This window comes from Burkholderia sp. L27(2015), assembly GCF_009765705.1.
Classification (GTDB): domain Bacteria; phylum Pseudomonadota; class Gammaproteobacteria; order Burkholderiales; family Burkholderiaceae; genus LMUX01.
The window spans coordinates 992,196-1,016,320 of record NZ_LMUX01000021.1; the positions used below are offsets into that span (position 1 = coordinate 992,196).

General features: G+C 61.3%; 25 protein-coding genes. 15 read left to right on the top strand and 10 right to left on the bottom strand.

Translation table 11 applies throughout. The annotated features are described in order from the left end of the window. Positions 1 to 11 precede the first annotated feature (11 nt). Complete coding sequence (locus tag GSQ77_RS22830; protein WP_158905112.1) at positions 12 to 1,226, bottom strand: MFS transporter; 1,215 nt, start codon at positions 1,224 to 1,226, stop codon at positions 12 to 14. A gap of 245 nt (positions 1,227 to 1,471) precedes the next feature. Here GSQ77_RS22830 and uvrA point away from each other — a divergent pair, with 245 nt between their 5' ends. Together uvrA and GSQ77_RS22840 are read left to right on the top strand one after the other, a co-directional pair. Further along, on the top strand, positions 1,472 to 4,333 hold the full coding sequence (gene uvrA, locus GSQ77_RS22835; RefSeq protein ID WP_158905114.1) for an excinuclease ABC subunit UvrA: 2,862 nt from the start codon (positions 1,472 to 1,474) through the stop codon (positions 4,331 to 4,333). A 125-nt stretch (positions 4,334 to 4,458) separates the two neighbouring features. Continuing rightward, the gene (locus tag GSQ77_RS22840; RefSeq protein WP_158905116.1) at positions 4,459 to 5,523 is read left to right on the top strand and encodes an AI-2E family transporter; all 1,065 of its coding nucleotides are present in this window, start codon (positions 4,459 to 4,461) and stop codon (positions 5,521 to 5,523) included. 37 nt (positions 5,524 to 5,560) lie between these two features. On the opposite strand, the gene purU is transcribed toward GSQ77_RS22840, so the two are convergent. Together purU and GSQ77_RS22850 are read right to left on the bottom strand one after the other, a co-directional pair. Then, the gene (gene purU / locus GSQ77_RS22845; RefSeq protein ID WP_158905118.1) at positions 5,561 to 6,475 is read right to left on the bottom strand and encodes a formyltetrahydrofolate deformylase; all 915 of its coding nucleotides are present in this window, start codon (positions 6,473 to 6,475) and stop codon (positions 5,561 to 5,563) included. Positions 6,476 to 6,667: 192 nt separating this feature from the next. Beyond that, positions 6,668 to 7,546, bottom strand: a complete 879-nt coding sequence (locus tag GSQ77_RS22850) for a DUF4743 domain-containing protein (RefSeq protein WP_158905121.1) — start codon at positions 7,544 to 7,546, stop codon at positions 6,668 to 6,670. A gap of 112 nt (positions 7,547 to 7,658) precedes the next feature. Here GSQ77_RS22850 and GSQ77_RS22855 point away from each other — a divergent pair, with 112 nt between their 5' ends. Then, positions 7,659 to 8,123, top strand: coding sequence for a GNAT family N-acetyltransferase (locus GSQ77_RS22855; protein ID WP_158905122.1), 465 nt, complete (start codon positions 7,659 to 7,661; stop codon positions 8,121 to 8,123). A gap of 6 nt (positions 8,124 to 8,129) precedes the next feature. Here GSQ77_RS22855 and GSQ77_RS22860 read toward each other — a convergent pair whose 3' ends face one another. From GSQ77_RS22860 to phnF, 5 genes are all read right to left on the bottom strand, one after another. After that, entirely contained in the window at positions 8,130 to 8,462 is a 333-nt protein-coding gene (locus tag GSQ77_RS22860; protein ID WP_158905123.1) for a type II toxin-antitoxin system HicB family antitoxin, read from the bottom strand. Further along, positions 8,459 to 8,713 (bottom strand): type II toxin-antitoxin system HicA family toxin, encoded by a 255-nt coding sequence (locus tag GSQ77_RS22865; RefSeq protein ID WP_158905124.1) that lies wholly within the window; start codon positions 8,711 to 8,713, stop codon positions 8,459 to 8,461. Before GSQ77_RS22865 ends, GSQ77_RS22860 begins: the two co-directional genes overlap by 4 nt. 114 nt (positions 8,714 to 8,827) lie before the next feature. Continuing rightward, positions 8,828 to 9,391 carry a phosphonate metabolism protein/1,5-bisphosphokinase (PRPP-forming) PhnN gene (gene phnN / locus GSQ77_RS22870; RefSeq protein WP_158905125.1) on the bottom strand — a complete coding sequence of 188 codons (564 nt, stop codon included), beginning with the start codon at positions 9,389 to 9,391 and terminating at the stop codon, positions 8,828 to 8,830. Beyond that, positions 9,388 to 10,149, bottom strand: coding sequence for a DUF1045 domain-containing protein (locus GSQ77_RS22875; protein WP_158905126.1), 762 nt, complete (start codon positions 10,147 to 10,149; stop codon positions 9,388 to 9,390). Before GSQ77_RS22875 ends, phnN begins: the two co-directional genes overlap by 4 nt. 66 nt (positions 10,150 to 10,215) lie before the next feature. Beyond that, positions 10,216 to 11,046 carry a phosphonate metabolism transcriptional regulator PhnF gene (phnF, locus tag GSQ77_RS22880; RefSeq protein WP_254067744.1) on the bottom strand — a complete coding sequence of 277 codons (831 nt, stop codon included), beginning with the start codon at positions 11,044 to 11,046 and terminating at the stop codon, positions 10,216 to 10,218. A gap of 148 nt (positions 11,047 to 11,194) precedes the next feature. On the opposite strand from phnF, the gene phnG reads away from it, so the two are divergent. The 7 genes from phnG to GSQ77_RS22915 all read left to right on the top strand — a co-directional run bounded on the left by phnG (position 11,195) and on the right by GSQ77_RS22915 (position 17,392). Beyond that, positions 11,195 to 11,704, top strand: coding sequence for a phosphonate C-P lyase system protein PhnG (gene phnG / locus GSQ77_RS22885; protein WP_158905127.1), 510 nt, complete (start codon positions 11,195 to 11,197; stop codon positions 11,702 to 11,704). Continuing rightward, positions 11,704 to 12,336: a phosphonate C-P lyase system protein PhnH gene (phnH, locus tag GSQ77_RS22890; RefSeq protein ID WP_158905128.1), complete on the top strand. Its 633-nt coding sequence runs from the start codon at positions 11,704 to 11,706 to the stop codon at positions 12,334 to 12,336. Before phnG ends, phnH begins: the two co-directional genes overlap by 1 nt. Before the next feature lies 1 nt (position 12,337). Then, entirely contained in the window at positions 12,338 to 13,513 is a 1,176-nt protein-coding gene (locus tag GSQ77_RS22895; protein WP_158905129.1) for a carbon-phosphorus lyase complex subunit PhnI, read from the top strand. 35 nt (positions 13,514 to 13,548) lie between these two features. Next, positions 13,549 to 14,502 (top strand): alpha-D-ribose 1-methylphosphonate 5-phosphate C-P-lyase PhnJ, encoded by a 954-nt coding sequence (locus GSQ77_RS22900; RefSeq protein ID WP_158906493.1) that lies wholly within the window; start codon positions 13,549 to 13,551, stop codon positions 14,500 to 14,502. After that, positions 14,502 to 15,272 carry a phosphonate C-P lyase system protein PhnK gene (gene phnK, locus GSQ77_RS22905; protein ID WP_158906495.1) on the top strand — a complete coding sequence of 257 codons (771 nt, stop codon included), beginning with the start codon at positions 14,502 to 14,504 and terminating at the stop codon, positions 15,270 to 15,272. Before GSQ77_RS22900 ends, phnK begins: the two co-directional genes overlap by 1 nt. 94 nt (positions 15,273 to 15,366) lie before the next feature. Next, positions 15,367 to 16,212, top strand: a complete 846-nt coding sequence (locus tag GSQ77_RS22910) for a phosphonate C-P lyase system protein PhnL (protein ID WP_254067825.1) — start codon at positions 15,367 to 15,369, stop codon at positions 16,210 to 16,212. Between the two features lie 46 nt (positions 16,213 to 16,258). Continuing rightward, the gene (locus GSQ77_RS22915; protein ID WP_158905131.1) at positions 16,259 to 17,392 is read left to right on the top strand and encodes an alpha-D-ribose 1-methylphosphonate 5-triphosphate diphosphatase; all 1,134 of its coding nucleotides are present in this window, start codon (positions 16,259 to 16,261) and stop codon (positions 17,390 to 17,392) included. Positions 17,393 to 17,436: 44 nt separating this feature from the next. On the opposite strand, the gene GSQ77_RS22920 is transcribed toward GSQ77_RS22915, so the two are convergent. Together GSQ77_RS22920 and GSQ77_RS22925 are read right to left on the bottom strand one after the other, a co-directional pair. Next, positions 17,437 to 18,003, bottom strand: a complete 567-nt coding sequence (locus GSQ77_RS22920) for an adenine phosphoribosyltransferase (RefSeq protein ID WP_158905132.1) — start codon at positions 18,001 to 18,003, stop codon at positions 17,437 to 17,439. Between the two features lie 103 nt (positions 18,004 to 18,106). Further along, on the bottom strand, positions 18,107 to 20,107 hold the full coding sequence (locus GSQ77_RS22925; RefSeq protein ID WP_158905133.1) for a cation:proton antiporter: 2,001 nt from the start codon (positions 20,105 to 20,107) through the stop codon (positions 18,107 to 18,109). Between the two features lie 253 nt (positions 20,108 to 20,360). Between GSQ77_RS22925 and GSQ77_RS22930 the strand changes: the two genes are divergently transcribed. The 5 genes from GSQ77_RS22930 to lptB all read left to right on the top strand — a co-directional run bounded on the left by GSQ77_RS22930 (position 20,361) and on the right by lptB (position 24,036). Then, positions 20,361 to 21,344 carry an SIS domain-containing protein gene (locus GSQ77_RS22930; RefSeq protein WP_158905134.1) on the top strand — a complete coding sequence of 328 codons (984 nt, stop codon included), beginning with the start codon at positions 20,361 to 20,363 and terminating at the stop codon, positions 21,342 to 21,344. Next, positions 21,344 to 21,895: an HAD family hydrolase gene (locus GSQ77_RS22935; RefSeq protein ID WP_158905136.1), complete on the top strand. Its 552-nt coding sequence runs from the start codon at positions 21,344 to 21,346 to the stop codon at positions 21,893 to 21,895. Before GSQ77_RS22930 ends, GSQ77_RS22935 begins: the two co-directional genes overlap by 1 nt. Positions 21,896 to 21,908: 13 nt before the next feature. Then, positions 21,909 to 22,514 (top strand): LPS export ABC transporter periplasmic protein LptC, encoded by a 606-nt coding sequence (gene lptC / locus GSQ77_RS22940; protein WP_158906497.1) that lies wholly within the window; start codon positions 21,909 to 21,911, stop codon positions 22,512 to 22,514. Positions 22,515 to 22,534: 20 nt separating this feature from the next. Then, entirely contained in the window at positions 22,535 to 23,197 is a 663-nt protein-coding gene (lptA, locus tag GSQ77_RS22945; protein WP_158905137.1) for a lipopolysaccharide transport periplasmic protein LptA, read from the top strand. A gap of 98 nt (positions 23,198 to 23,295) precedes the next feature. Then, positions 23,296 to 24,036, top strand: a complete 741-nt coding sequence (lptB, locus tag GSQ77_RS22950; protein WP_254067826.1) for an LPS export ABC transporter ATP-binding protein — start codon at positions 23,296 to 23,298, stop codon at positions 24,034 to 24,036. Positions 24,037 to 24,125: the final 89 nt, after the last annotated feature.

Genomic DNA, 24,125 nt, shown 5'->3' on the forward strand with positions numbered 1-24,125 from the left:
GGGTTAGCCCATCAGGTAGCCCGTGCCGCAGTTGCGTGCGCCGGGCGTGGCGGCGGCTTCATCGTGGCGGCGATTATAAGCCACACCAGCACCAGCGCCGAGCAAGCCAGGAACACCGCCTGCTGGCCGGCACTTTTCAGCAACCAGCCACCCAGCGCGCCGCCCGAAAACAGCCCCAGCGCTTGTGTGGTGTTGTACACACCCATCGCCGCGCCCTTGCGCGCACCGGGCGCGAGCTTGGACACCAGCGAAGGTTGCGACGCCTCCAGCACGTTGAAGCCGGTGAAGTACACCAGCAGCATTGCCGCCATCCACCACAGGGTATGAGGAAACTCGGCCAGACACAACTGGCCGATTAGCACGGCCGCAATCGCGGCCAAAAGCACGCTTTTCATCTTGCCGCGCTTTTCAGCGACGATGATGGCCGGCACCATCAGGCAAAACGACAGCCCCATCACGGGCAAGTAGATCTTCCACGACGATTCGAGCGGCAGACCGCTGGACACCAGGATCTGCGGCACCACCACGAACAGCGCCGTTTGGGTGGCATGCAACGCGTAGACGCCAAAATTCAAGCGCAGCAACTCGGTGTTGTGCAGCACCTCGGAGAACGGCGCCTTCACATGCACGGGCGGCTTGGGCGCATCGGGCACCACCCAGATCACCACGCCGATCGCGACGATGGAGAGGATACCGACCGCACCGAACAGGCCGCTCATGCCGATCCAGCGAAACACAATGGGCGCCGCGATGATGGCGATCGCAAATGAAATACCGATGCTGCCGCCGACCATCGCCATGGCCTTGGTGCGGTTTTCCTCGCGCGTCAGGTCTGCGATGAACGCGGTAACGGCCGAGGAGATTGCGCCGGCGCCCTGGATCGCGCGGCCGATGATGATCCACTCCAGATTGTGCGCAAGCGCTGCCACCAGGCTACCCAGTGCGAACAACACCAGCCCGGCAATAATGACCGGTTTGCGCCCGAGCAGGTCCGAAGCCCAGCCATACGGGATATACAACAGCGACTGGGTCAAACCGTAGATGCCGATCGCCAGGCCGACCAGCGCGACGTTGTCGCCGCCGGGGACGGTTTTCGCATACACGGAAAAGACCGGCATGATCATGAACAAGCCCAGCATGCGCAACGCGAAGATCGCGGCCAGCGACACTGTGGCGCGCAACTCGGGGGCGCTCATGCGGGCGGAGGGTGCTCGGGTGTTCGACATCGGGTCAAGGATCCGGAAGGAAACTACATTGCAGCCAACGATAATGCAGCGCTGCGCACGCTATTGAGATATTCGGGATCAGCGGTTCTTGCTCAGCAGCGCTCAAAGGCCACTTGGAAGTTACCGCATGGCCGACGCACGCGGCCTGCGCACACCGTGGCTCGCCGCCTCTGGAGATACAGGTACGGCGCTCATCAAAAGTCGTTATAGTAGCAGGTTTGGCCTCCCCGCTTTTCGATAGGCTTATGGAAGAAATCCGCATACGTGGGGCTCGCACCCACAACCTGAAGAACATCAATCTGGACTTGCCGCGCCATAAACTGGTGGTCATTACCGGCCTGTCCGGTTCGGGCAAATCGTCGCTCGCCTTCGATACGCTGTACGCGGAAGGGCAGCGCCGCTACGTCGAAAGCTTGTCGGCCTACGCGCGCCAGTTCCTGCAATTGATGGAAAAACCCGATGTCGATTTGATCGAGGGGCTATCCCCGGCGATCTCGATCGAGCAAAAGGCCACTTCGCATAATCCGCGCTCGACGGTAGGCACCGTCACCGAGATTCACGACTACCTGCGGCTGCTGTACGCACGAGTGGGCACGCCCTATTGCCCCGACCATCATCTGCCGCTGGAAGCCAAGAGCGTTTCGCAGATGGTCGACATCGTGCTGGCCATGCCCGAAGACACGCGCCTGATGATCCTGGCGCCGGTGATCGCCAACCGCAAGGGTGAGCACACGGAGTTGTTCGAGGCCATGCAGGCCCAGGGTTTCATCCGCTTTCGGGTGCGCTCGGGTGGCGGCACGTCCAACGAAGGCGAAGCCAAGATCCATGAAGTCGAAAACCTGCCCAAGCTCAAGAAGAACGACAAACACACCATAGACGTGGTGGTCGACAGGCTCAAAGTGCGCGCCGACATGAAGCAGCGCCTGGCCGAGTCGTTCGAAACCGCGCTGCGCCTGGCCGACGGCCGCGCGATCGCGCTGGAAATGGATAGCGGCGTCGAGCAGCTGTTCAGCTCGAAGTTTGCCTGCCCGGTCTGCTCCTATTCGTTGCAGGAACTCGAGCCGCGCCTGTTCTCGTTCAATAATCCGATGGGCGCGTGTCCGGAATGTGATGGACTGGGCCAGATCACGTTCTTCGACGCGAAACGCGTGGTCGCGCACCCGTCGCTGTCGCTCGCGGCCGGCGCCGTCAAGGGATGGGACCGCCGCAACCAGTTCTACTTCCAGATGCTGCAAAGCCTGGCGGCGTTCTACGATTTCGACGTCGATACGCCGTTCGAGGAACTCCCCGACCGAATCCGCACCATCGTGCTGTTCGGCTCGGGTAAGCAAGCGATTCCGTTCGCCTACATGAACGAGCGCGGCCGCACGTCGATACGCGAACATGCGTTCGAAGGCATCATCCCGAGCCTGGAGCGCCGCTACCGTGAAACCGATTCGATGGCGGTGCGCGAAGAACTGGCGAAGTATCAGAACAACCAGCCCTGCCCGGCCTGCGAAGGCACGCGGCTGCGTCGCGAGGCGCGTCATGTGAAGATCGGCGAAGGCGAGAATGCACGCGCGATTTTCGAAGTCAGCGGTTGGCCGCTGCGCGACTGCCTGAGCTTTTTCATGACCTTGCGCCTGGAAGGCGCCAAGCGCGACATCGCCGATCGCGTCATCAAGGAAATTGTCTCGCGACTGACCTTCCTGAACGATGTCGGTCTCGATTACCTGGGCCTGGACCGCAGCGCCGATACGCTGTCCGGCGGCGAGGCACAGCGCATCCGCCTGGCCTCGCAGATCGGCTCCGGCCTGACCGGCGTCATGTATGTGCTCGATGAACCGTCGATCGGCCTGCACCAGCGCGATAACGACCGCCTCATCAAGACGCTCAAGCATCTGCGCGATATCGGCAATTCGGTGATCGTGGTCGAGCATGACGAAGACATGATCCGCATGGCCGACTACGTCGTGGACATGGGCCCCGGCGCCGGCGAACACGGCGGTATCGTGATCGCCCAAGGCACGCCGAAACAGATCGAAAATCACCCGGATTCGACCACCGGCGCCTATCTCTCGGGCCAGCGCCGCATCCCCATGCCCACCGACCGCAAGGTTCCCGATGAGCGCCGTCTGCGCATCACCGAGGCGTATGGCAACAACCTGAAGCGCGTTTCGCTCGATTTGCCGGTGGGCCTGTTGACCTGCGTGACCGGTGTTTCCGGTTCGGGCAAGTCAACGCTGATCAACGACACGCTCTATCACGCGGTCGCCAATCATCTGTACGGCTCGTCCACCGAGCCCGCGCCGTATGAATCGATCGAAGGGCTGGAGCATTTCGACAAGGTCATCAATGTCGACCAGTCGCCGATCGGGCGTACCCCGCGCTCGAACCCGGCCACCTATACCGGACTGTTTACGCCGATCCGCGAACTGTTTGCGGGCGTGCCGACCTCCAAGGAGCGCGGTTACGATCCCGGCCGTTTCTCGTTTAACGTGAAGGGCGGCCGTTGCGAGGCCTGCCAGGGCGATGGCGTAATAAAAGTGGAGATGCACTTTTTACCGGACGTGTACGTGCCGTGCGATGTCTGCCACGGCAAGCGCTACAACCGCGAAACGCTCGAGGTGCAGTACAAAGGCAAAAACGTGCATGAAGTGCTCGACCTGACGGTGGAGCAGGCTTACGAGTTCTTCAAGCCCGTTCCGGTCGTGGCGCGCAAGCTCAAAACCTTGCTCGACGTGGGCCTGGGCTATATCCGCCTGGGTCAGTCGGCCACGACGCTGTCCGGCGGCGAAGCGCAGCGAGTGAAATTATCGCTGGAACTTTCCAAGCGCGATACCGGCCGTACGTTATATATTCTGGACGAACCGACCACCGGGCTGCATTTTCACGACATCTCGCTGCTGCTCGAAGTCATTCATCGTTTGCGCAAACAGGGCAATACGGTGGTGATCATCGAGCATAATCTCGACGTGATCAAAACCGCCGATTGGGTCATCGATCTCGGACCCGAGGGTGGGGCCGGCGGTGGCCAGATCATCGCGCAAGGCACGCCGGAGCAGGTGGCCATGGCCAAAGCGAGTTTTACCGGTAAATATTTGGCGCCCCTATTAAAACGCAGTTAAACGTGCCGTAATAGCGTATAAGACAAACCGGGACACGGCTGTCGCTCCGAAATTTCGAGCAATAGCTGACAACGCACCGCGATACCACGCATACCGGACGATACCGCGCATTTTTTGGACGCATGATGGGTGACCCCAAGATCGAACCAAGTATTCCTGCGGCCGCCGCAAAAGCGGCCGGGACGGGCCTGAGCAAGCATCACTGGCTGCAGATCGCCAGCTTTGCGTGCGCCGGCGCGGCGCTTACGGCTGTCTTGCTGCTGCATTTGCTGGGTGGTTTGCTGGCCGGGCTGCTGGTTTATCAAATTGTGCAGACGCTCGCGCCGCCGCTCGCGCGTCGCCTATCCGATCGGCGCGCCAAGCTCGTCGCGGTATTCCTGCTGTCGGTTTTCATCGTCGGCACACTTAGCGGCGTCATCATCCTGGCCGTCGAGCATTTCCGCCAGGATGTGCCCAGCATCCAACTCATGTCCGGCCAGTTGCTGCAGTTTACCGACCAGATTCGCGAGCGCCTGCCTGAATCGCTGTCCAACTATTTCCCGGACGATACGGAAGATCTGCGCGAGGAAGCCAGCGCCTGGATCAACAGCCACCTCGGCATGATCCAGATTGCCGGACACGCCGCATTGCGGGCATTTGCGCATATCGTGATCGGCATGATCCTGGGCGCGTTCATTGCCATCGGCTCGATCAGGAAGATCCCGCAGCGTCCACTGGCTGCGGCGCTCGCCACGCGCGCTTATCGCTTCGCGGAATCGTTTCGACGCATTGTGTTTGCGCAGGTCAAGATTTCGCTGGTCAATGCGTCTTTTACGGCGATTTACCTGCTGATTGCGCTGCCGCAGTTCCACGCACGCTTGCCGCTGTCCAAATCGCTGATCACGCTCACGTTCGTGGTGGGCTTGTTGCCGGTGATCGGCAACTTGATTTCCAATACGGTGATCGTGCTGGTGTCGCTATCGGTCAGCTTGCCCGTCGCGATTGCCTCGCTGGTGTTCCTGGTGCTGGTGCACAAGTTCGAGTATTTCCTGAACGCGCGCATCGTCGGCGGAGAAATCGAGGCGCGCGCGTGGGAATTGCTGCTCGCGATGCTCATCATGGAGGCCGCATTCGGCATACCCGGGGTGATCGCGGCGCCGATCTTCTACGCTTATATCAAGCGCGAGTTGCTCGCCGCCAAGCTGGTCTAGCGCTGTTCCAGATCGCCACGCAGTCTCGTGCGCGGCTCTAGCGAAACACCACCGTCTTCGAGCCGTTGAGCAGCACGCGATGCTCAACGTGCCACTTCACTGCGCGCGCCAAGGTCACGCACTCGACGTCACGGCCGATCGCAGTCAAATGATCGGAGTCCATGCTGTGGTCCACGCGCTCCACTTCCTGCTCGATGATCGGACCTTCGTCGAGATCGGTCGTCACATAATGCGCGGTCGCGCCTATCAGCTTCACACCGCGGTCGAACGCCTGGTAATACGGCTTGGCGCCCTTGAAGCTGGGCAGGAACGAGTGGTGAATATTGATCGCCCGCCCGGCCAGCTTCTCGCATAAGCCCGGCGACAGGATTTGCATATAGCGCGCCAGCACGACCAGATCGATCTCATGCTGATCGACCACTGCGAGAATGCGCGCTTCCTGGGTCGCCTTTTCGGCCGGTGACGAACCGAGCAGCGGCAGGTGATGAAACGGGATGTTGTAGCTCGCCGCCAGTTGATAGAAATCCTTATGGTTCGACACGATCGCCGGAATCTCGATCTGCAATTGCCCGGTGCGATAGCGGAACAATAGATCGTTCAGGCAATGACCGATTTTCGACACCATGATCATTACGCGCGGTTTGACCGCTGCGTCGTGCAGCTCCCATTGCATCGAGAACGGCAACGCAAGTGCACCGAACGCAGTGCGCAGGGCGGCAAGATCGGCCTCCCCACCATGCTGAAAATGCACGCGCATGAAAAACTCACCGCGAGTGGGGTCGCCGGATTGGGCTGACGAGGGGGCCAATGAAGGCGCTGAGGCTTGAGCCGAAAACTGGGCCGAGTCGAGAATATTGCTGCCCCGCTCGTACAGAAAGCCCGACACGGCATGCACGATGCCGGGGCGATCAGGGCAGGACAGTTTCAGGATATAACTATGCTCGGTCGGCATGACCGCAACTCCTTTTGGCTGAGTGTCAATGATTTGACCCAGCGATTTGACTCAATAAGCTGAGTCAATAATTCGACTCAGTAACCCGATCCAGCAATGTAACTTCGCCAGCGATGTGACTTCGCGCTCTCAATCGAGCGAACGGATACGCAGCCTGGCATGACGTCGACCGATCACGTCGACCGAGCATGTCTAGTCAGGCAAACGATACAGCGCTTCCAGACCAGGGCAGTCCTGAGCGCTGAGCAGCTCCGCGCGCAACAGCGCATCGAGCATGGCCAAGCTCGCATCGACCGTCATTTCACCGGCCGCGATCCAGCCGCGCACTTCATCGATGCGGGCTAGCCGGTGTTCGCCGACTTCGCCGTCCTGGTTAGCCGGCGCAAAATCGGCCGGCACGTCGAGGTCGAACACGAAAATCTGTTCCGCCTGCGTGCCTTCCGGCAGCTCTTGCAGCACATGCAGCGTGCCGCCGGGCTTGGCCGTGCGCGCCAGCTCAGGTGGGATGCCCGACTCCTCCCAGCACTCCTTGATCAGCGTCTCGAACACCCCGTAGCCCCAGCCGATGCCGCCACCGACCAGATTGTCGAGCATGCCGGGATCGGTCTGCTTGCCCAGGCTGCGCCGTGCGATCCAGATCAAGGGCTGGGTTGCCGCCTGCCGCACGATGCCATTCAGGTGCGCCGCATAAGTCATCGTGCCGAAGAAACGCGAAGCGGCTCGTTCGATAAAGGCCAGCGGCGGCGCGTCGAACCGGTTGCGAATGGCATAGGTCTCGTCGCGCCATCCAGGAATATGACCTTGCGCGGCAAGCGCGCCGATCACCGATCCCAATGCCGCGCTGCGTAATTCAACTGTATCGAAATGCTCAAGCAGCGAAATCGCGCCGCCATCGTCGCGCAACACGTCGGGCCAGCGATGCAACAGCGGCAGATCGCGTTGCCGGATCCAGCCGACCTGCTCCGCGCCGATCAAAAACGGCACATGACGACTGGCGTCGAAACGTCGCGCGGCTGCAATACAAGGTAACTGCGCTGGTAACTGCGGCGGCAAGTACGACGATGAGTTCATACGCACTCCGGCGACAAAACCCCGGATTTTACCAACTAAAGCCGATACAAGCTGCACCGAACCGCGTGCTTGGTGGCAAAATCGGGGCGTTCGCACCAACAGAGGAACCCGAATGGAATGGAGAGCAGCCCGCGAAAGCGATCTCGATAGCGTAAGCGCTTGGGTCGTTACGGCACAACAGTGCCTGTTTTGGGCCGGCAAGCAGGTCGAGTTTCCGATCACATCATGGCAACTCGCCGAAGCGATCGAATTCGAGGCCGACAACTCTTGGTGCATTTCGCTGGACGGCGAGTTGATCGGCTTCGGTCAGTTGCTGCAGCGTTCGCAGCAACGTGTTCACCTTGCCCGCGTGATCATTGCGCCCGACCTGCGTGGATTGGGCTACGGCACGCTGTTATGCGAGAAATTGCTGGAGACGGCAGCCGACGCACTCGATGGGGAGATCGTCACGCTCAACGTATATCGGGCCAACATCGCCGCCCAGGCGCTTTATGCCAAGATGGGTTTCCGCCCGATCGAGCTGCCGGAATCGGTCGAGCGCGATCCGGAAGTGGTGTTGATGCTGCGCGCTCTCTAAAACAGCTCAGGCGTGTACGGCACCCTCGAGCACATCGACCGCCCATTGATTTAGGCTTTTGCCGGCCACTTCGGCCTGCATGGCAATGCGCGCATGCATGCCCTCCGATAGCCTCAAGACGAATTTGCCCGAGTGCGGTTTTTGCGGTGGGCGCCCCAACTTCTCGCAACTGGCCAGATAATCGTCGACGGCATCGATAAACGCGAGACGCAATACTGCCACCGAGTCGCCGTGAAAACCGACGACATCGTGTATGCCGGCGAGGTGCCCCACGAAGCACTGATCTTCGTCGCTATATTCAAGGCGGGCCGCGTAGCCCTTGTAATTCATCGGTTTCATGACTTGATCCCTGCTTCCTTGAGAAAGGCACGCGCATCGCGCACCTGATAACGCTTGGCTTCCTTCGCCGGATGCGGCCGGTGAAAAATGCCAACGACGTCATTAAGCATGAATCTCACCCGTGATCCGTCGCCCTCGACAATGCGAGCGCCAAGACTGAGGAACAATGTTTCGATACGCTGCCATTCCAGCGACCCCGAGACCGGCGTTGCGAAAATGGCTTCCAGCGTTTTGCGTTGAGTGGTATTCATGCCACCATGATACTAATATGCAGTATCACACAAAACTAGCCGAATGGGTAGAGATGTCGATGCTCGTTGCTAGCCGGCGTTTACTCGGGCGTTAAGCGGGGATCACTCTTGAGGTTATTCAGTGTCGAGCGCCGCATGAGCGCGCAACGCGGCCAGAAATGCCTCGCCGCCTTGCTCCAAGGTGCCGGAATTATCGATGCGGGTATGGCGCACCTGCGCGGTCAATTCGAAGGCCGGTTGACGCGCCAGCCGCGCCTCGATCGCCGCGGCGCTTTCGCGCCCGCGCGCGGCCAACCGTCGCGCCAGCACCTCCGGACGCGCCTCGATCACGACGACCGCCAAACCGGGATAGCGTTGCAAAGCCTGCGGCAAGTGCGCACGCGAGCCGTTGACAACAACACCGGCACCCAACTCAAGCCAGTTCTGAATTTCGTTTCCGATACCGTACTGCAGACCGTGGCTATTCCATTGCAGTGCGAACAAGCCCTTGGCTTGGCGCCAAGCGAACTCATCCGGTGTCAGCGCGATATGGTTTTCACCCCCCGCGTCCGCCGGGCGAGTGATGTAGCGATGCGCGAACAGAATCGCCGCAGCGCCGATGCGCTCGCGGGCATAGCCGAGCAGACTGTCTTTGCCCGCGCCCGAGGCGCCCATGATGTAAATCAACCGACCGCTCATTGCGCGACTTCCTGTGCAAAGGGCAAGCGCTGCCACAAAACGAAATCGTTTTGCGGCGCGGTTTGCACGAACAGCGCAGCGCCGTCCAGCGGAAGCGGGCCCAGCGCCGGCAGGCGTGCCTGCCACCATGACTGTATTGCGCGCGCGTCAGCGGATTCCACGCGATTGGACAACGTCATATGAAAACGGAACTCCTCGAACACAAAGGGATATCCCCATGTCAGCATCAACGCTTCCTGTCGCGCGCTGAGCTTCATGGTGCGGCGACGCTCGAGTTCAGCGGCCGTGGGCGGCGCACGCAACGCGGCACACGCGCGCACCGCATCGGCTGCTAGTGCACCGACGGCAGACTGAGCATCGGCACGATCCGCAGCATCCGCCGCTGCCGGCACGACGGCGATAAAACCGTCGAGCTGAGTCACCTGCACGGGCACATCAAAACGTTGCTGTCGAGCAGCCCAGGCGAGTACATGGGAGTGGAGCTGCGTCGCCGTCACACCGGGCGCGGCGCGAAACGGCGCAACCAGCGTGGCGTGCCAGCCGTAACGACGCGGCTCACGAGTCAATTCCGTCAGATTGCCGTTCAACCCGGGCACGCTCGGCGCCTCCAGCACCGCTTGTGTATGAGGATCGCGTTGCAGCCAACGGCACCCCTCGCGCCACCAATCGCTGGCCATGGGCGGTGCGTAATAAACCGCGAAGCGCGCTTCGGGACCCAACTGCTCGGCCGTCAACGTGACGGCATTCGTTTCGCTCATGTCGTTTCGCTCTTGTCGTTCCTCATGCTGCTCACCCCGGCGGCTCCGCCCGGTTGCTCACCCCGCTCACGGCTTGCGCGCCGCAAGATCCTTATCCGGTTCGACCAGCAACTGCACGCGGTCGCCGGCGAAGTGCGTGATGCCATACTTGACAGGTACGTCGTCGAGATCGGCGTCGATATTCTCAACCACCAAGGTGGGTTGCTGGCGGTTGATTCCAAGCCGCCGTGCCGTTTCGGCGTCCGGCAGCACACTGCCGATACGGCTCGACTGCCGCGTGTAGTCGTGCACGCCAAATTCGGCCAAAGCGGCCGTAGTACTGCCCAGACGTCGAAGCGTCTCCGGCATGTCGGGAAAGCGCATTGCAGGAAACCAGCTACGCGCGCAGGACAACGGCACGCCGTCGGCCGAATGCACTGTGTCGATCTGATATACCACCGTGCCGCTGCGCAATTTCAGCGCTTGCGCGACCACCGGCTCGGCCTTGATCTTGCATGCCACCAGCACCTCGTAGGTAATCTCGGCGCTGGTATCGCGCAAATTTTCAGTAAAACGCGTGCGACGCCCGATCGAGTAATCGATCGCGGCCGGCTGCACAAACGTGCCACGCCCCTGCTCGACGCTAACAAAACCGCGTGCCGCCAAACCCAGCATCGCGCGCCGGATAGTGTGGCGATTTACGCTAAAACGCTTCGCCAGTTCGGCCTCGCTAGGCAAGCGCCCATCATCGCCAAAACCCTGCGCAGCAATCTCTGCCGCCAAAATTTGTTCGATCTGCAGCCAGACCGCGACGCCCGCACCACGTTCGACCCCGCTGACTGCAGTGGACAACTCGGCAGTGGTCGACTCCACAGTGGGGTCGGCCGCAGCGGAATTTTCCATTGATGTCATAGCCATGTCATTGCTCTCGGATTTAATCATGGGCCAGATTGTAGGTTCGGATTGGCAAGCGCGGGGGATCCCTATTTTGCTGCAAATGCGTCTTGCACCGTCACCGGCCTTTCGTATAGTATAGACGTATAGACGTTTATACAAGGTGTCGCGAATGCAGCTCTCTCCTACTCCCGATCAGCACGCCAAGGCGCCCTTGAGCGACGCTCAACAAGCGCGGCGCGCCTGGCTCGCGGTACTTGCCCAGGCGCCGCGCGCCGATCTCGAACAAGCGTTGCAGGCCGCGCTACCCGATGGGCTACCGCCTTTCGACTGGTTGCGCGCTCCCGAAACCGGACTGGCGATGGTACGTGGCCGGGTCGGCGGCAGCGGCGATGCGTTCAATCTGGGCGAAGCGACCGTCACACGGGCCACGCTGCGCTTGCGTTCACAGGACTCACGCAGCGCAACGGTGGGCGTGGCCTATCAGCTTGGTCGCGACAAACGCTGCGCCGAATTGGCCGCCTTGAGCGATGCCTTGCTGCAACTGCCCGCGCTGCACGATCTGCTGTACCGGCGCGTGATTGCGCCGCTCGCCAAAGCCCGCACCGCGCAACACGATCAACAACGTCACGCGGCGGCGGCCACCCGGGTCGAATTCTTTACGATGGTCAGAGGCGATTGATGACTCTCTCTTCAACACTAGCCAGCACACCTGCAGCAATGCAATGGGACAGCTTGGCTCCCGGCTTTGCGGATCCGGTACACGATAGTCAAGCTACCTTCCGCATTTTGCTCGACGCTTTGGCGCGGCCCGGACGCATCCAGCACATCGACGTTGCGCTGGATGCGCAAGCGACCGGAACACCGCGTGCGGCCGTCGCAGCACTCTATGCGTTGTGCGATTTCGCCACGCCGGTGTGGCTTGCGCAAGAGAATCCCGCGTTCGCTTCGGCATTGCGCTTCCACACCGGTGCGCCGATCACCTCGAATCCAGCGCAAGCCGCATTTGCCTGGATCGCCGACGCGCTCAGCGTACCGTCGCTTGAGCAATTCGCGTTGGGAGACCCCGAAACACCGGAATATTCGACCACGCTGCTGATCCAGGTCGAGAGCCTGAGCAACGGGGCAAAGCTACGCTTGAGCGGACCTGGCATCGAACACACCGAGACGTTCGCGCCACGCGGTCTGCCCGATGGCTTCTGGCAGCAACGCGCCGCGCTCGCCGGGTTGTTCCCCTGCGGCATCGACCTGTACCTGGTTTGCGACGATGCGGTAGTGGGTGTACCGCGCACCACGCGCGTCGAGGAGATCTGACATGTACGTAGCTGTGAAAGGTGGCGAGCGCGCCATCGAACAATCGTGGCGCATGCTGGACAGCGCGCGCCGTGGCGACCCGGCACTACCCGAACTCACCGTCCAGCAGATCCGCCAGCAAATGCGGCTGGCCGTAGCGCGCGTGATGACAGAAGGTTCCGTGTACGACGAAGAACTCGCGGCGCTGGCCATCAAACAGGCTGCAGGCGACTTGGTCGAAGCGATTTTCCTGGTGCGCGCTTATCGCACGACGTTGCCACGCCTCGGTTACACCGTGCCGATCGATACGGAACAGATGCGAATTCAGCGACGCATTTCGTCGACGTTCAAGGATGTGCCGGGTGGACAGATCCTCGGGCCGACTTACGATTACACCCAGCGCCTGCTCGATTTTTCCTTGCTGGCAGCGGGAGATTCTCCGCAGGCCGCTCCAGTCGGTCCGCTGCCAGAGCCTGAGGCAATGCCGCGTGTGGTGGCCTTGCTCGACAAGGAAGGCCTGATCGAGCAGGAGCGCGTGTCGGTAAATCCGAGCGAGCCTGGCGACCTGTCGCGCGAGCCGTTGCGCATCCCGGCCGACCGCTCCACGCGGCTGCAGAATCTGGCGCGCGGCGACGAAGGGTTTTTGTTGGCGCTCGGCTATGCGACGCAACGCGGCTATGGCAACGCCCATCCGTTCGCGGGCGAGATTCGCCTCGGTCATGTGGCCGTCGAAATGGAGCTGGAAGAACTCGGCTTCGCTGTTGAGCTCGGCGAAATCGAAATTACCGAATGCCAGATGATCAACCAGTTCAGCGGCAACAGCATCACGCCGCCGGTATTCACCCAAGGCTACGGCCTGGCCTTCGGACATGCCGAACGCAAGACCATGGCGATGGCCTTGGTCGACCGCGCGCTGCGCGCTGAGGAGCTCGGCGAAACGGCGGAGTCGCCGGCGCAAGACCATGAGTTCGTGCTGTATCACAGTGACAACGTCGAGGCGTCCGGCTTTGTGCAGCATTTGAAACTGCCCCATTACGTCGACTTCCAGTCTGAACTGAATCTGGTGCGCCGTCTGCGCGAAAACCACCCTGCATTGCGACCGGAGCAATCCCATCCGCAGCCCGATGTGCAGGCCGGGATGCAGACCCGCATGCAGGCAAATGCGCCGCACAACGCACGCGAGGAGAACGCCGCATGAATTCCGCTTCCGCTCCTGTCACGGACGTGGCCGACATGTCCAGTGTCGTCGACATTGCCGACACCGTAACGCCCGCCCGCGCTGACGCCGCGCCGGAGATCACCGCTGGGTACAACTTTGCCTACCTCGACGAGCAGACCAAGCGGATGATCCGCCGCTCGCTGCTCAAGGCGGTTGCGATACCCGGTTACCAAGTGCCGTTCGGTTCGCGCGAAATGCCGCTGCCTTATGGCTGGGGTACCGGCGGCATCCAGGTCACCGCGGCCATCATCGGTCAGCACGATACGCTCAAGGTGATCGACCAGGGCTCCGACGAAACCACCAACGCGGTCAATATCCGTCGCTTCTTTGCGCGCACGGCCGGGGTAAAGACCACCCAGCGCACGGCCGAGGCCACGTTGATCCAAAGCCGTCACCGTATTCCCGAACGTCCGCTCACCGAAAAACAGATCATGGTGTATCAGGTGCCGATGCCTGAGCCCTTGTTCCGTCTCGAGCCGCGCGTATCGGAATGCCGCAAGCTGCACGCGCTGGCCGACTACGGCCTGATCAGCGTCAAGCTCTATGAAGATATCGTACGGCACGGCAGTATCGCGACCACCTACGACTATCCGGTGATCGTGAATAACCGTTATTTGTCGTCGCCGTCGCCGATTCCGAAATTCGACAATCCCAAGCTCAATATGAATCCTGCGCTGCAGTTGTTCGGCGCGGGCCGCGAACGGCGTCTGTACGCGATTCCGCCGTACACCCCGGTCAAGAGCCTGGACTTCGACGACCACCCCTTCGACATCGAACGCTGGCCTCATGCCTGCGCGTTGTGCGGTTCGCGCGACAGCTTTCTCGACGAGGTGATCGTCGACGACGCGGGCGGCCGCATGTTCGTGTGTTCTGACAGCGATTACTGCGGCGAACAGCGCGCAGCCCAAGAATCCGCTGCCGCTGCCGCAGGCCAGCAGGCCGCCGTTGCAGGCCAGGAGCATCCATGATGGAACCTTTACTGAAAGTCCGGCAACTAAGCAAAAGTTACGGCAGCCGCATCGGTTGCGAGAACGTCAGCTTCGACATGTACCCGGGCGAAGTGCTGTGCGTGGTGGGCGAATCGGGGTCGGGTAAGTCGACCTTGCTCAATACGCTCGCGCTGCGCACGCCGGCCGATGCCGGTTCGCTGCAATATGCCACCACCCAGGGGGACTGGCTCGATTTGTTGACGCTGTCGGAACCGCGTCGCCGGATGCTGATGCGTACCGAGTGGGGCTTCGTCGAGCAGAATCCGCGCGACGGCTTGCGCGCGGCGGTGTCGGCCGGCGCGAATATCGGCGAGCCACTGATGGCGGTCGGTGCGCGCCACTATGGACAGATCCGCGATACGGCGGCTCAGTGGATGGGCCGTGTCGAACTCGACACCACGCGCATCGACGAACTGCCTGCGGCGTTCTCCGGCGGCATGCAACAACGCCTGCAAATCGCGCGCAATCTCGTGACGAATCCGCGCCTGGTTTTCATGGATGAGCCGACCGCGGGCCTCGACGTGTCGGTGCAGGCCCGCTTGCTCGATTTGCTGCGCACCTTGACTTCGCAGTTGCATCTGTCGGCGCTGGTCGTTACGCATGATATCGGTGTAGCGCGCCTGCTCGCCCACCGCTTGATGGTGATGCAGCATGGCCAGGTCGTCGAAGCCGGCCTGACCGACCAGGTGTTGGATGATCCCCAGCATCCGTACACGCAGTTGCTGGTGTCGTCGGTATTGCCGGTCTAGGCATGACGAATTCGCTAACTTATCTCATAGGCGCCCTGACATGACCCTTACTGCAACCGGGACCGATACCTTAGGCAACGCAGGACAGCGCGAGATGGCACAGCGCGCCCAGCGCGATTTCGCCGCGAATGACGCGTTGATGCTGCGCGCGCTCGGTGTCTCCAAGACCTTTACCTTGCATCCGCAGGGCGGCGTGCAGATCCCCGCGCTGCATAAGGTCGATCTCGATGTTTCGCGCGGCGAATGCATCGTGCTGGTCGGCCCTTCCGGCGCTGGAAAAAGCAGTCTGTTACGTTGCCTGTATGGCAATTATTTGGCCAGCGCGGGCGCTATTTATGTGCGCGGCTCGGCTTTGAGTACGACTGGCGCTGTGGTTGGCGCTGTGGCTGCAAACCGAGGTGCGCCGGCAGATCAAAGCGCACCCGCGGATGAGCGCGCGCAGGATGGCCAGGGCACGGCGGTGTGCACGGAATTGACTCATGCGTCGCCGCATCAGGTGATCGCGTTGCGCCGGCAAACGCTCGGTTACGTCAGCCAATTCCTGCATGTGATTCCGCGCGTTTCGACGCTCTCGATCGTGGCCGAGCCACTGGTGCTGCGCGGCGTCGGTGCGCGCGAAGCGGAGGATCGCGCTCGCGCGCTGCTCTCACGGCTGATGGTGCCGCAACGTTTGTGGACCTTGCCGCCGGCGACGTTCTCCGGCGGCGAACAGCAGCGCGTCAACATCGCGCGCGGGCTGATTGCCGAGCATCCGATTCTGTTGCTCGATGAGCCTACCGCGTCGCTGGACGCCGAGAATCGCGACGTAGTGGCCGAATTGATCGTCGAAGCGCGCGAGCGCGGCGCGGCCATCGTCGGCATTTTTCATGATGAAGAAACCCGCAACAAGGTTGCCACGCGCCGCCTCGAACTCAAACCCGTACTGCGCGCTGTGGCCTGAACAAGTCCAGCCGCCCTACCCCGTTAAGCTTGATGGAGCATCACGCATGTTGATCAAAAACGCCCGGATCGTGACCCTGGACGAAGAATTCATTGGCGTCGTCGCTGTACAAGACGGCGTGATCCGCGAGATCGCGCGCGGCACCACCAGCGCGTCCGACGCGCAGGATTGGCACGGCGATTATCTGCTGCCGGGCCTGGTCGAGCTGCACACCGACAATCTCGAGAAGCACCTCGCGCCGCGCCCCAGCGTGATGTGGAATACCGAAGCCGCATTTGTGATCCACGACGCGCAAGTGGCCGCAGCCGGCATTACCACGGTGTTCGATGCGCTCGCGATCGGCGACCGCAGCAACGTCGGCATCCGTGGGCGCGCATTGCAGATCGAATGCGCGAAGGCCATGCAGAAATTTCACGATCACGACCTGTTGCGAGCCGAGCATCTGCTGCATTTGCGCTGCGAAATCGCTACCGAAGATGTGGTTGACGCATTCGATGAGTTGCGCGACCACGCTCTGCTACGTCTGGTCTCGGTGATGGACCACACGCCGGGCCAGCGTCAGTGGCAAGACCCGGATAAGTGGCGTGAGTATCAGGAGCGTCACGGCAAGTGGAGCGACGAGAAAATGAGTAATGCGCTGACCGACCTACGCGACGAACAACAGCGCTACGCCGACGCGCATCGGCGTGCGATCGTGGAGCGCTGCCGCACGTTGAGTCTGCCGCTCGCGAGCCACGACGACACGTTGCTTGAACACGTGCATGAAGCGGCTGCCGAGGGTATTTCGATTTCCGAATTCCCTACGACGATGGTTGCGGCCACCGCCGCACGCGAGCATGGCATGAGCATCATCATGGGCGCACCGAACGTGGTGCGCGGCGGCTCGCACTCGGGCAATGTGCCTGCGGCCGAATTGGCGAGTCACAACCTGTTGGATATTCTGTCGTCGGACTACGTGCCGTCGAGCTTGCTGCATGCGGCGTTTGAATTGCCGCGCGTGTGCGGCTGGACGCTGCCGCGCGCGGTCGCCACGGTATCGGCAAATCCAGCACGCTCGGTGGGCCTCAATGAGCGCGGCAACATCGGCGTCGGACAGCGAGCCGATCTGGTGCGTGTGCGCTTGAACGGCTACTTGCCGGTGCCGGTTTCGACGTATCGCCAGGGTGAGCGCGTCGCTTAGGGTAAACGGGTTCTTGAGAGGGATTGGGGGCCTTCCCCCCAATCCTAGTCCCCTTCGAAGTCGCACACCGTAAACAGCCGCACGCCGTTCTCCCGCAGGCGCTTCGAGCCGCCCAAATCCGGCAGATCGATAATTGCCGCGGCTTCCACGACCTCTCCCCCCAAGCGCTCAAGCAAATTTCTGCCGGCCAGCATCGTGCCGCCCGTTGCGATCAAATCGTCGATCAAAATAATCCGGTCGCCGGCCTTGCAAGCGTCCGAATGCACCTCCACCGTCGCACTGCCGTATTCCAGACCATAGGACTCTGAAACCGTCTCGTACGGCAGCTTGCCCTTCTTGCGAATCGGAATAAAACCCAAATTCAATTCATACGCAATAATCGGCCCGATGATGAACCCACGCGCATCCATCCCGGCGATGTAATCAAGCGGCGTATCGATATAGCGCTGGACAAACACATCGATCATCACCCGCAGCGCTTTACGGTTTTGAAACAGCGGCGTGATATCGCGAAACATCACCCCGGGCTGCGGCCAATTGGGAACAGTACGTATCGTCGCTCTCAAAAAATCGGCCGGATTGAACGGATGCTCGACTGGTGCGCTCGACATAAAACAACTCCTGATAACGGTTTGACCCTCAAAATCGGATGACGGTTGCCGCCTCGGTTTTAGCCTGTTGCGGCCTGGGTGGCGGCCTGCGTTGCCACTTATCTCATTCCGGCACGGCGCGACGCACTTTGGAAAGCGACTCTTCCGCTTTTGCCAATGAGTCCGGCAAACCGCGCAGCACGGCAATGTCGTTGGCGCGCAGTTTGGTTTCGGGGCCCGGCTCCACGCCTCGAATGCCATGCCGGCGTATTGCAGTGACTTCAACGCCGAGCTGGTCCAGGCCAAGTTCGCCTAGCGTACGCCCGACAGCGTCTGCGCGCTCGCCGATCGGCACCGATTGCAGACGGGCCTGCTCGTGGTCCATGTCGTCGTCACTATCGTCCGCGCCGCGAAAATACCCGCGCAACATGCTGTAGCGCGCGTCGCGCATTTCCTCGACGCGCCGCACCACGCGCCGCATCGGCACGCCCATCAGCACCAGCGTATGCGAGGCCAGCATCAGGCTGCCCTCGACGATCTCCGGGATCACCTCGGTGGCGCCCGCGGCGAGCAATTTTTCGAGGTCGGAATCGTCGACGGTCCGCACGATCACCGGCAGCGTCGGTTCGAGCAAGTGGATATTGTTTAGGATTTTCAGCGAAGCCGGGGTGCTGTCTGCGGTAATCGCCACGGCCGCGGCGCGATGGATACCGGCGGCCACCAGCGATTCGCGCCGCACCGCGTCGCCGAACACCACCGATTCGCCGGCCGACGCCGCCGCGCTGACCCGATCCGGGTCGAGGTCGAGCGCGACATACGACAAGCCCTCCTGCTCCAGCATGCGTGCCAGATTCTGGCCGCTACGGCCATACCCGCAAATAATTACGTGGCCGGTGGTCTTGATGCTTTGCGTCGCGATGCGGGTCATTTGCAGCGACTGCCGCATCCATTCGGTCGAGGATACGCGCATCACCAGCCGGTCGGCATTCTGGATCAGGAACGGCGCAGCCAGCATCGAAAGCAGCATCGAGGCAATGATGACCTGGACCAGTTCCGGGTCGACCAGCGCGCGGGTGGAAATCAGGTTCAGCAACACGAAACCGAACTCGCCGGCTTGCGCGAGCCCCAGGCCGGTGCGGATCGCGACGCCCGACGAGGCGCCGAACGCGCGAGCCAGGCCGGTAATGAGCGTGAGCTTGAACAGCATCGGTCCAAGCAGCATCAGCAACACCAAGATCGGGTGATGCACCAGCACCATGGGGTCGAGCAGCATGCCCGTGGTAATGAAGAACAGCCCGAGCAGCACGTCGCGAAACGGCTTGATGTCCTCCTCCACCTGATGCCGGTATGGCGTCTCGGCGATCAGCATGCCTGCGATAAACGAGCCGAGCGCCATCGACAGGCCCAGGCGCTGGGTAATCGAGGCGGCGCCCAAGGTCACCAGCAGCAGGTTGAGCATAAAGAGCTCTTGCGAACGCCGCCGCGCAACGATGTCGAACCATTTGCTCATCAAGCGCTGCCCGACGAACAGCAGCAGCACCAGTGCGACCGATATCTTGAGCGCGGCGAACCCGAGCTCCGCGACCAGATCCTGCGGATTCTTTTGCAGCGCAGAGATGATAATGAGCAGCGGCACCACCGCCAGATCCTGGAACAACAGCACGCCTATGATGTTGCGCCCGTGTTCGGATTCCAGCTCCAGCCGTTCGGCCAGCATTTTGCTGACGATCGCTGTGGACGACATGGCCATCGCGGCACCGAGCGCAAAACTGGCTTGCCAACCCAGCGACGGCACGAACGCACGTATGGCGATCCCGACCAGCACCGACGCGATGATGGTAAAAACGACCTGCGAAAATCCCAGCCCGAACACGATGCGCTTCATCGAGCGCAAATGGCCGAGTGAAAACTCCAGCCCGATCGAGAACATCAGGAACACGATGCCGAATTCGGCCAGATACTGCACGCTCGAGGAGTCGTTCACCACCCCGCCCGCGTGCGGCCCGATCACGATGCCGGTGCACAGATAGCCGAGCATCGGGGGTAAATTGAGCACGCGAAAAATCACCACGCCGACCACGGCGGCAAGCAGCAGAAACAGGGTGAGTTCGAGCGGTGAAGTCATGCGTGCGGAAATCCCTATCTAGTGTGCCAAAAACAGCGGAAAACGGTACTGGCAAAGGTACAGACGAGGTGCTGCGAAGGTGCCAACTAAGGTGCTAACCAAGGTGCTGATGAAGATGCCAAGCAAAGTGCCAACGAAGGTGCTGATCAATGCGCAACAGCAGTGCAGCAAAGTGTAACCGTTACCTCGTTGCTCGACGGCCTAGCCAGGAAGGCTTGGGGCAAATGAAAGGGCACTTTGTTATACTCCGCGCATGATAGCGAAAATCAATGGCGACCGGGCGCTTACCCTCGGGCGCGAGGTACTTCAGATAGAAGCCGACGCGGTTCGCGCGCTGATCAACCGGATCGATCAGAGCTTTGTCACCGCCGTGGAACTGCTGCTCCATTGTCAGGGCCGAGTCGTGGTTTCGGGCATCGGAAAATCCGGACATATCGCGCGCAAGCTGGCGGCAACGCTTGCGAGCACCGGCACACCCGCTTTTTTTGTCCATCCTGCCGAAGCCAGTCATGGCGATCTGGGCATGATCACCCGCGACGATGTCTTTATTGCGATGTCGAATTCGGGCGAGACCGAGGAACTGGTGAACATCATCCAGCTCGTCAAACGGACCGCCGGGCATGTGATCGCCATCACCGGGCGCGCGCAGTCCAGTATCGCCAGGGTAGCGGACGTGCACCTCGATGCGCGAGTCGAAAAGGAAGCCTGCCCGATGGAGTTGGCGCCAACCGCCAGCACCACCGCTGCGCTCGCGCTAACCGATGCACTGGCGATGGCCGTGCTGGACGCGCGCGGCTTCGGACCCGACGATTTTGCGCGCTCCCACCCCGGCGGTGCGCTAGGCCGGCGCTTATTGACCTATGTGCGCGACATCATGCGCACGGGCGACGCCGTGCCGCAGGTCGGGCTGGACGCGACCGTGAGCGACGCCTTGATGGAAATCACGTCCAAGCGCATGGGTATGACGGCCGTAGTGAGCGCCAATGCGCACGTCGAAGGCATTTTTACTGACGGCGATTTGCGTCGCGTGCTGGCCAAGCCGGGCGACTTCCGCATACTCAAGCTCAGCGACGTGATGTCGAAAAAACCTCGCACGATAGGTGCAGACCATTTGGCCGTTGCGGCGGTCGAACTGATGGAACGCCACAAGATCGGCCAGATCCTGGTGACCGACGACGAGGGCGCGCTGATCGGTGCGCTCAACACTTACGATTTGCTCGAAGCCAAGGTCATTTGATGACAACCGCAGCGCTTTCGACCCCGCTTTCGACCGTGGAGCGTGCTCAACGGGTACGCTTGGTCATTTTTGACGTCGACGGCGTACTGACCGACGCGCGTCTGTACTACGGCGCCCAGGGCGAAATGCTCAAAGCGTTCAACACGCTGGATGGCCACGGCATCAAGTTGCTCGCGTCGGTAGGCATCGCGAGCGCCATCATCACCGGACGCCAATCGGAAATCGTGGCCTCACGAGCCAAGGAGCTCGGGATCGCTCATCTTTACCAGGGCGTGCACGACAAAACCACCGCATTCGCGCAACTGCTTGAAGTCACGGGCCTTGCCGCCGGCAACTGCGCCTACATGGGCGACGACTGGCCCGATCTGGCTGTGATGACGCGCGTCGGTTTTGCCGCGGCGCCGGCCAATGCTCATCCCGAGGTGATTGCCCGCGCGCACTGGGTGGCGCAAGCCCAGGGGGGCCAGGGCGCCGTGCGCGAAATGTGCGATACCCTGCTGCGCGCCCAGCATCATTACGACGCACTGCTTGCCAGTGCCTGCGGGATCTGACGCGATGGCCATCGTGACGATGCGCGAAAGAGTCTTGGCGATCCTGCCCGTGATCGCGCTGGCCGCGCTCGCCGCAGGCAGCTATTACCTGCTGCAGCTCAATTTGCCGGTTGCCGACGATGCGCCCGTCAAACCCAAGACGCATACCCCGGACTCCTTCGCCACCAACTTTACGGTCACGATGCTCGACCCCACGGGCTCGACCCAGTACCGGCTGAACGCGGCCACCATGCTGCACTTCGAGGACGATTCGACCTCGGACGTGACCTTGCCGGCAATCCGCGCGTTCTCGCCGGGGCAGCCCGACGTCACGAGCTTTTCCAAGCGCGGCACGATGAACGGTGACCAGTCGATCATCGATTTATACGACCAGGCCCGCCTGCTGCGCGACCCCGGCACGGGCGACCCGGCAATGGAGGCCGATTCTCAACATTTCCGGTTCTTCGTCAACGACGATGTGATCCAGACGGAAAAGCCGGTTAAACTGCAACGCGGCCTGTCGGTGCTTTATGCCGACGGCATGACCTATTACAACGCGACCCGCAGGATGTTCCTGAAGGGTAAAGTGCACGGCCAGATAGCCGCATCCGAACCCGCGGCGGCCGCGCCTTCCAAATAATTCAGACTACACTTGACTGCATGAAACACTCGCTTCATAGCCTCGATCCGGTGCGTCGCGCGGCGCCCCTGCTGGCGATACTGCTGGCCGCGCTGCTTGGCGCTCCGCTCGCGCTATTGCCCGTGCCGGCGCACGCCGAGCGTGCCGACCGCGACAAGCCGCTGAATGTGGAATCCGACAACCTGAATTACGACGATCTGAAGCAGACCAATATTTTTACCGGTCACGTGATCCTGACCAAGGGCACGATCATCATCAAGGCCGACCGGGTCGAAGTGCATCAGGATCCTCAGGGTTATCAGTACGCGGTTGCCACTTCCAGCGGCAGCCCGCTTGCGTATTTCCGCCAGAAACGCGATGTCGGCGATGAATACGTGCAAGGCAATGCGCTACGTATCGATTACGACGGGAAAAACGATGTCACCGTGTTGACCGGCCGCGCGTTGGTACAGCGGCTGCAGGGCCTGGCACTGGTGGTCGATGAAGTGCACGGCAGCAAGATCACCTATGACGGGCACAGCGATTTTTATACCGCCAGTTCGGGCAAGGACGCGATTGGTCCCGGCAACGCGACCGGCCGCGTGCACACGATGCTGCTTCCGCAAAGCGCGGCAAGCGCGACGGCTGCGAGCGGCGCCACACCGCTGACCGCGTCGCCGAAGATCGATGGAGCGCCGCAGTGACCGAACCTGTCCTTACGCCGGCCGCGACCGGAGCGCAGAGCGCGGCACAAAGTGCCAACAGTAACGCGGCGCTCCCGAACCGCAATCCCGCCGGCACCATCAATACACTGACGGTGCGCAACCTCGAAAAACGTTACGGTAAGCGTACTGTCGTCAAAGACGTCTCGCTTGACGTCAAAAGCGGCGAAGTGGTTGGATTGCTGGGCCCTAACGGTGCGGGCAAGACCACGTCGTTTTATATGATAGTGGGGCTGGTCGCGCTCGATGCGGGAACGATTACGCTCAATGACGCGTCTATCAGCACCATGCCGATCCACGAACGCGCTCGGCTGGGTTTGTCCTATTTGCCGCAGGAAGCGTCGGTTTTTCGCAAGTTGACGGTCGATGAGAACATTCGGGCCGTGTTGGAATTGCAACTGGGTCCGGACGGGAAGGCACTGACGAAAGACGAAGTCATGGAGCGCGCCGAGGCGCTGATGGAGGAACTGCAGATCCTGCATCTGCGCTCCAATCCTGCCCTGTCGTTGTCGGGTGGCGAACGGCGTCGGGTGGAAATTGCACGGGCATTGGCGACTAATCCGAGCTTTATTTTGCTCGACGAGCCGTTCGCCGGAGTCGATCCGATCGCCGTGCTCGAAATTCAGAAAATTGTCCGCTTCCTGAAAGAACGTAATATCGGGGTATTGATAACCGATCACAACGTGCGGGAAACGCTGGGCATCTGTAACCACGCCTACATCATCAGCGATGGCAGCGTGCTGGCCGCCGGCGCCCCCGCCGAGATCGTGGAAAACGAACATGTGCGGCGTGTTTATTTGGGCGAACATTTCCGCATGTGAAGGAATATTCCCGCATGCCGGCGAACATTCCGCATGGGGAGTATTTCTGCATCCAGGAGAACATTCCGCATGCCAAGGGAACATTTCCG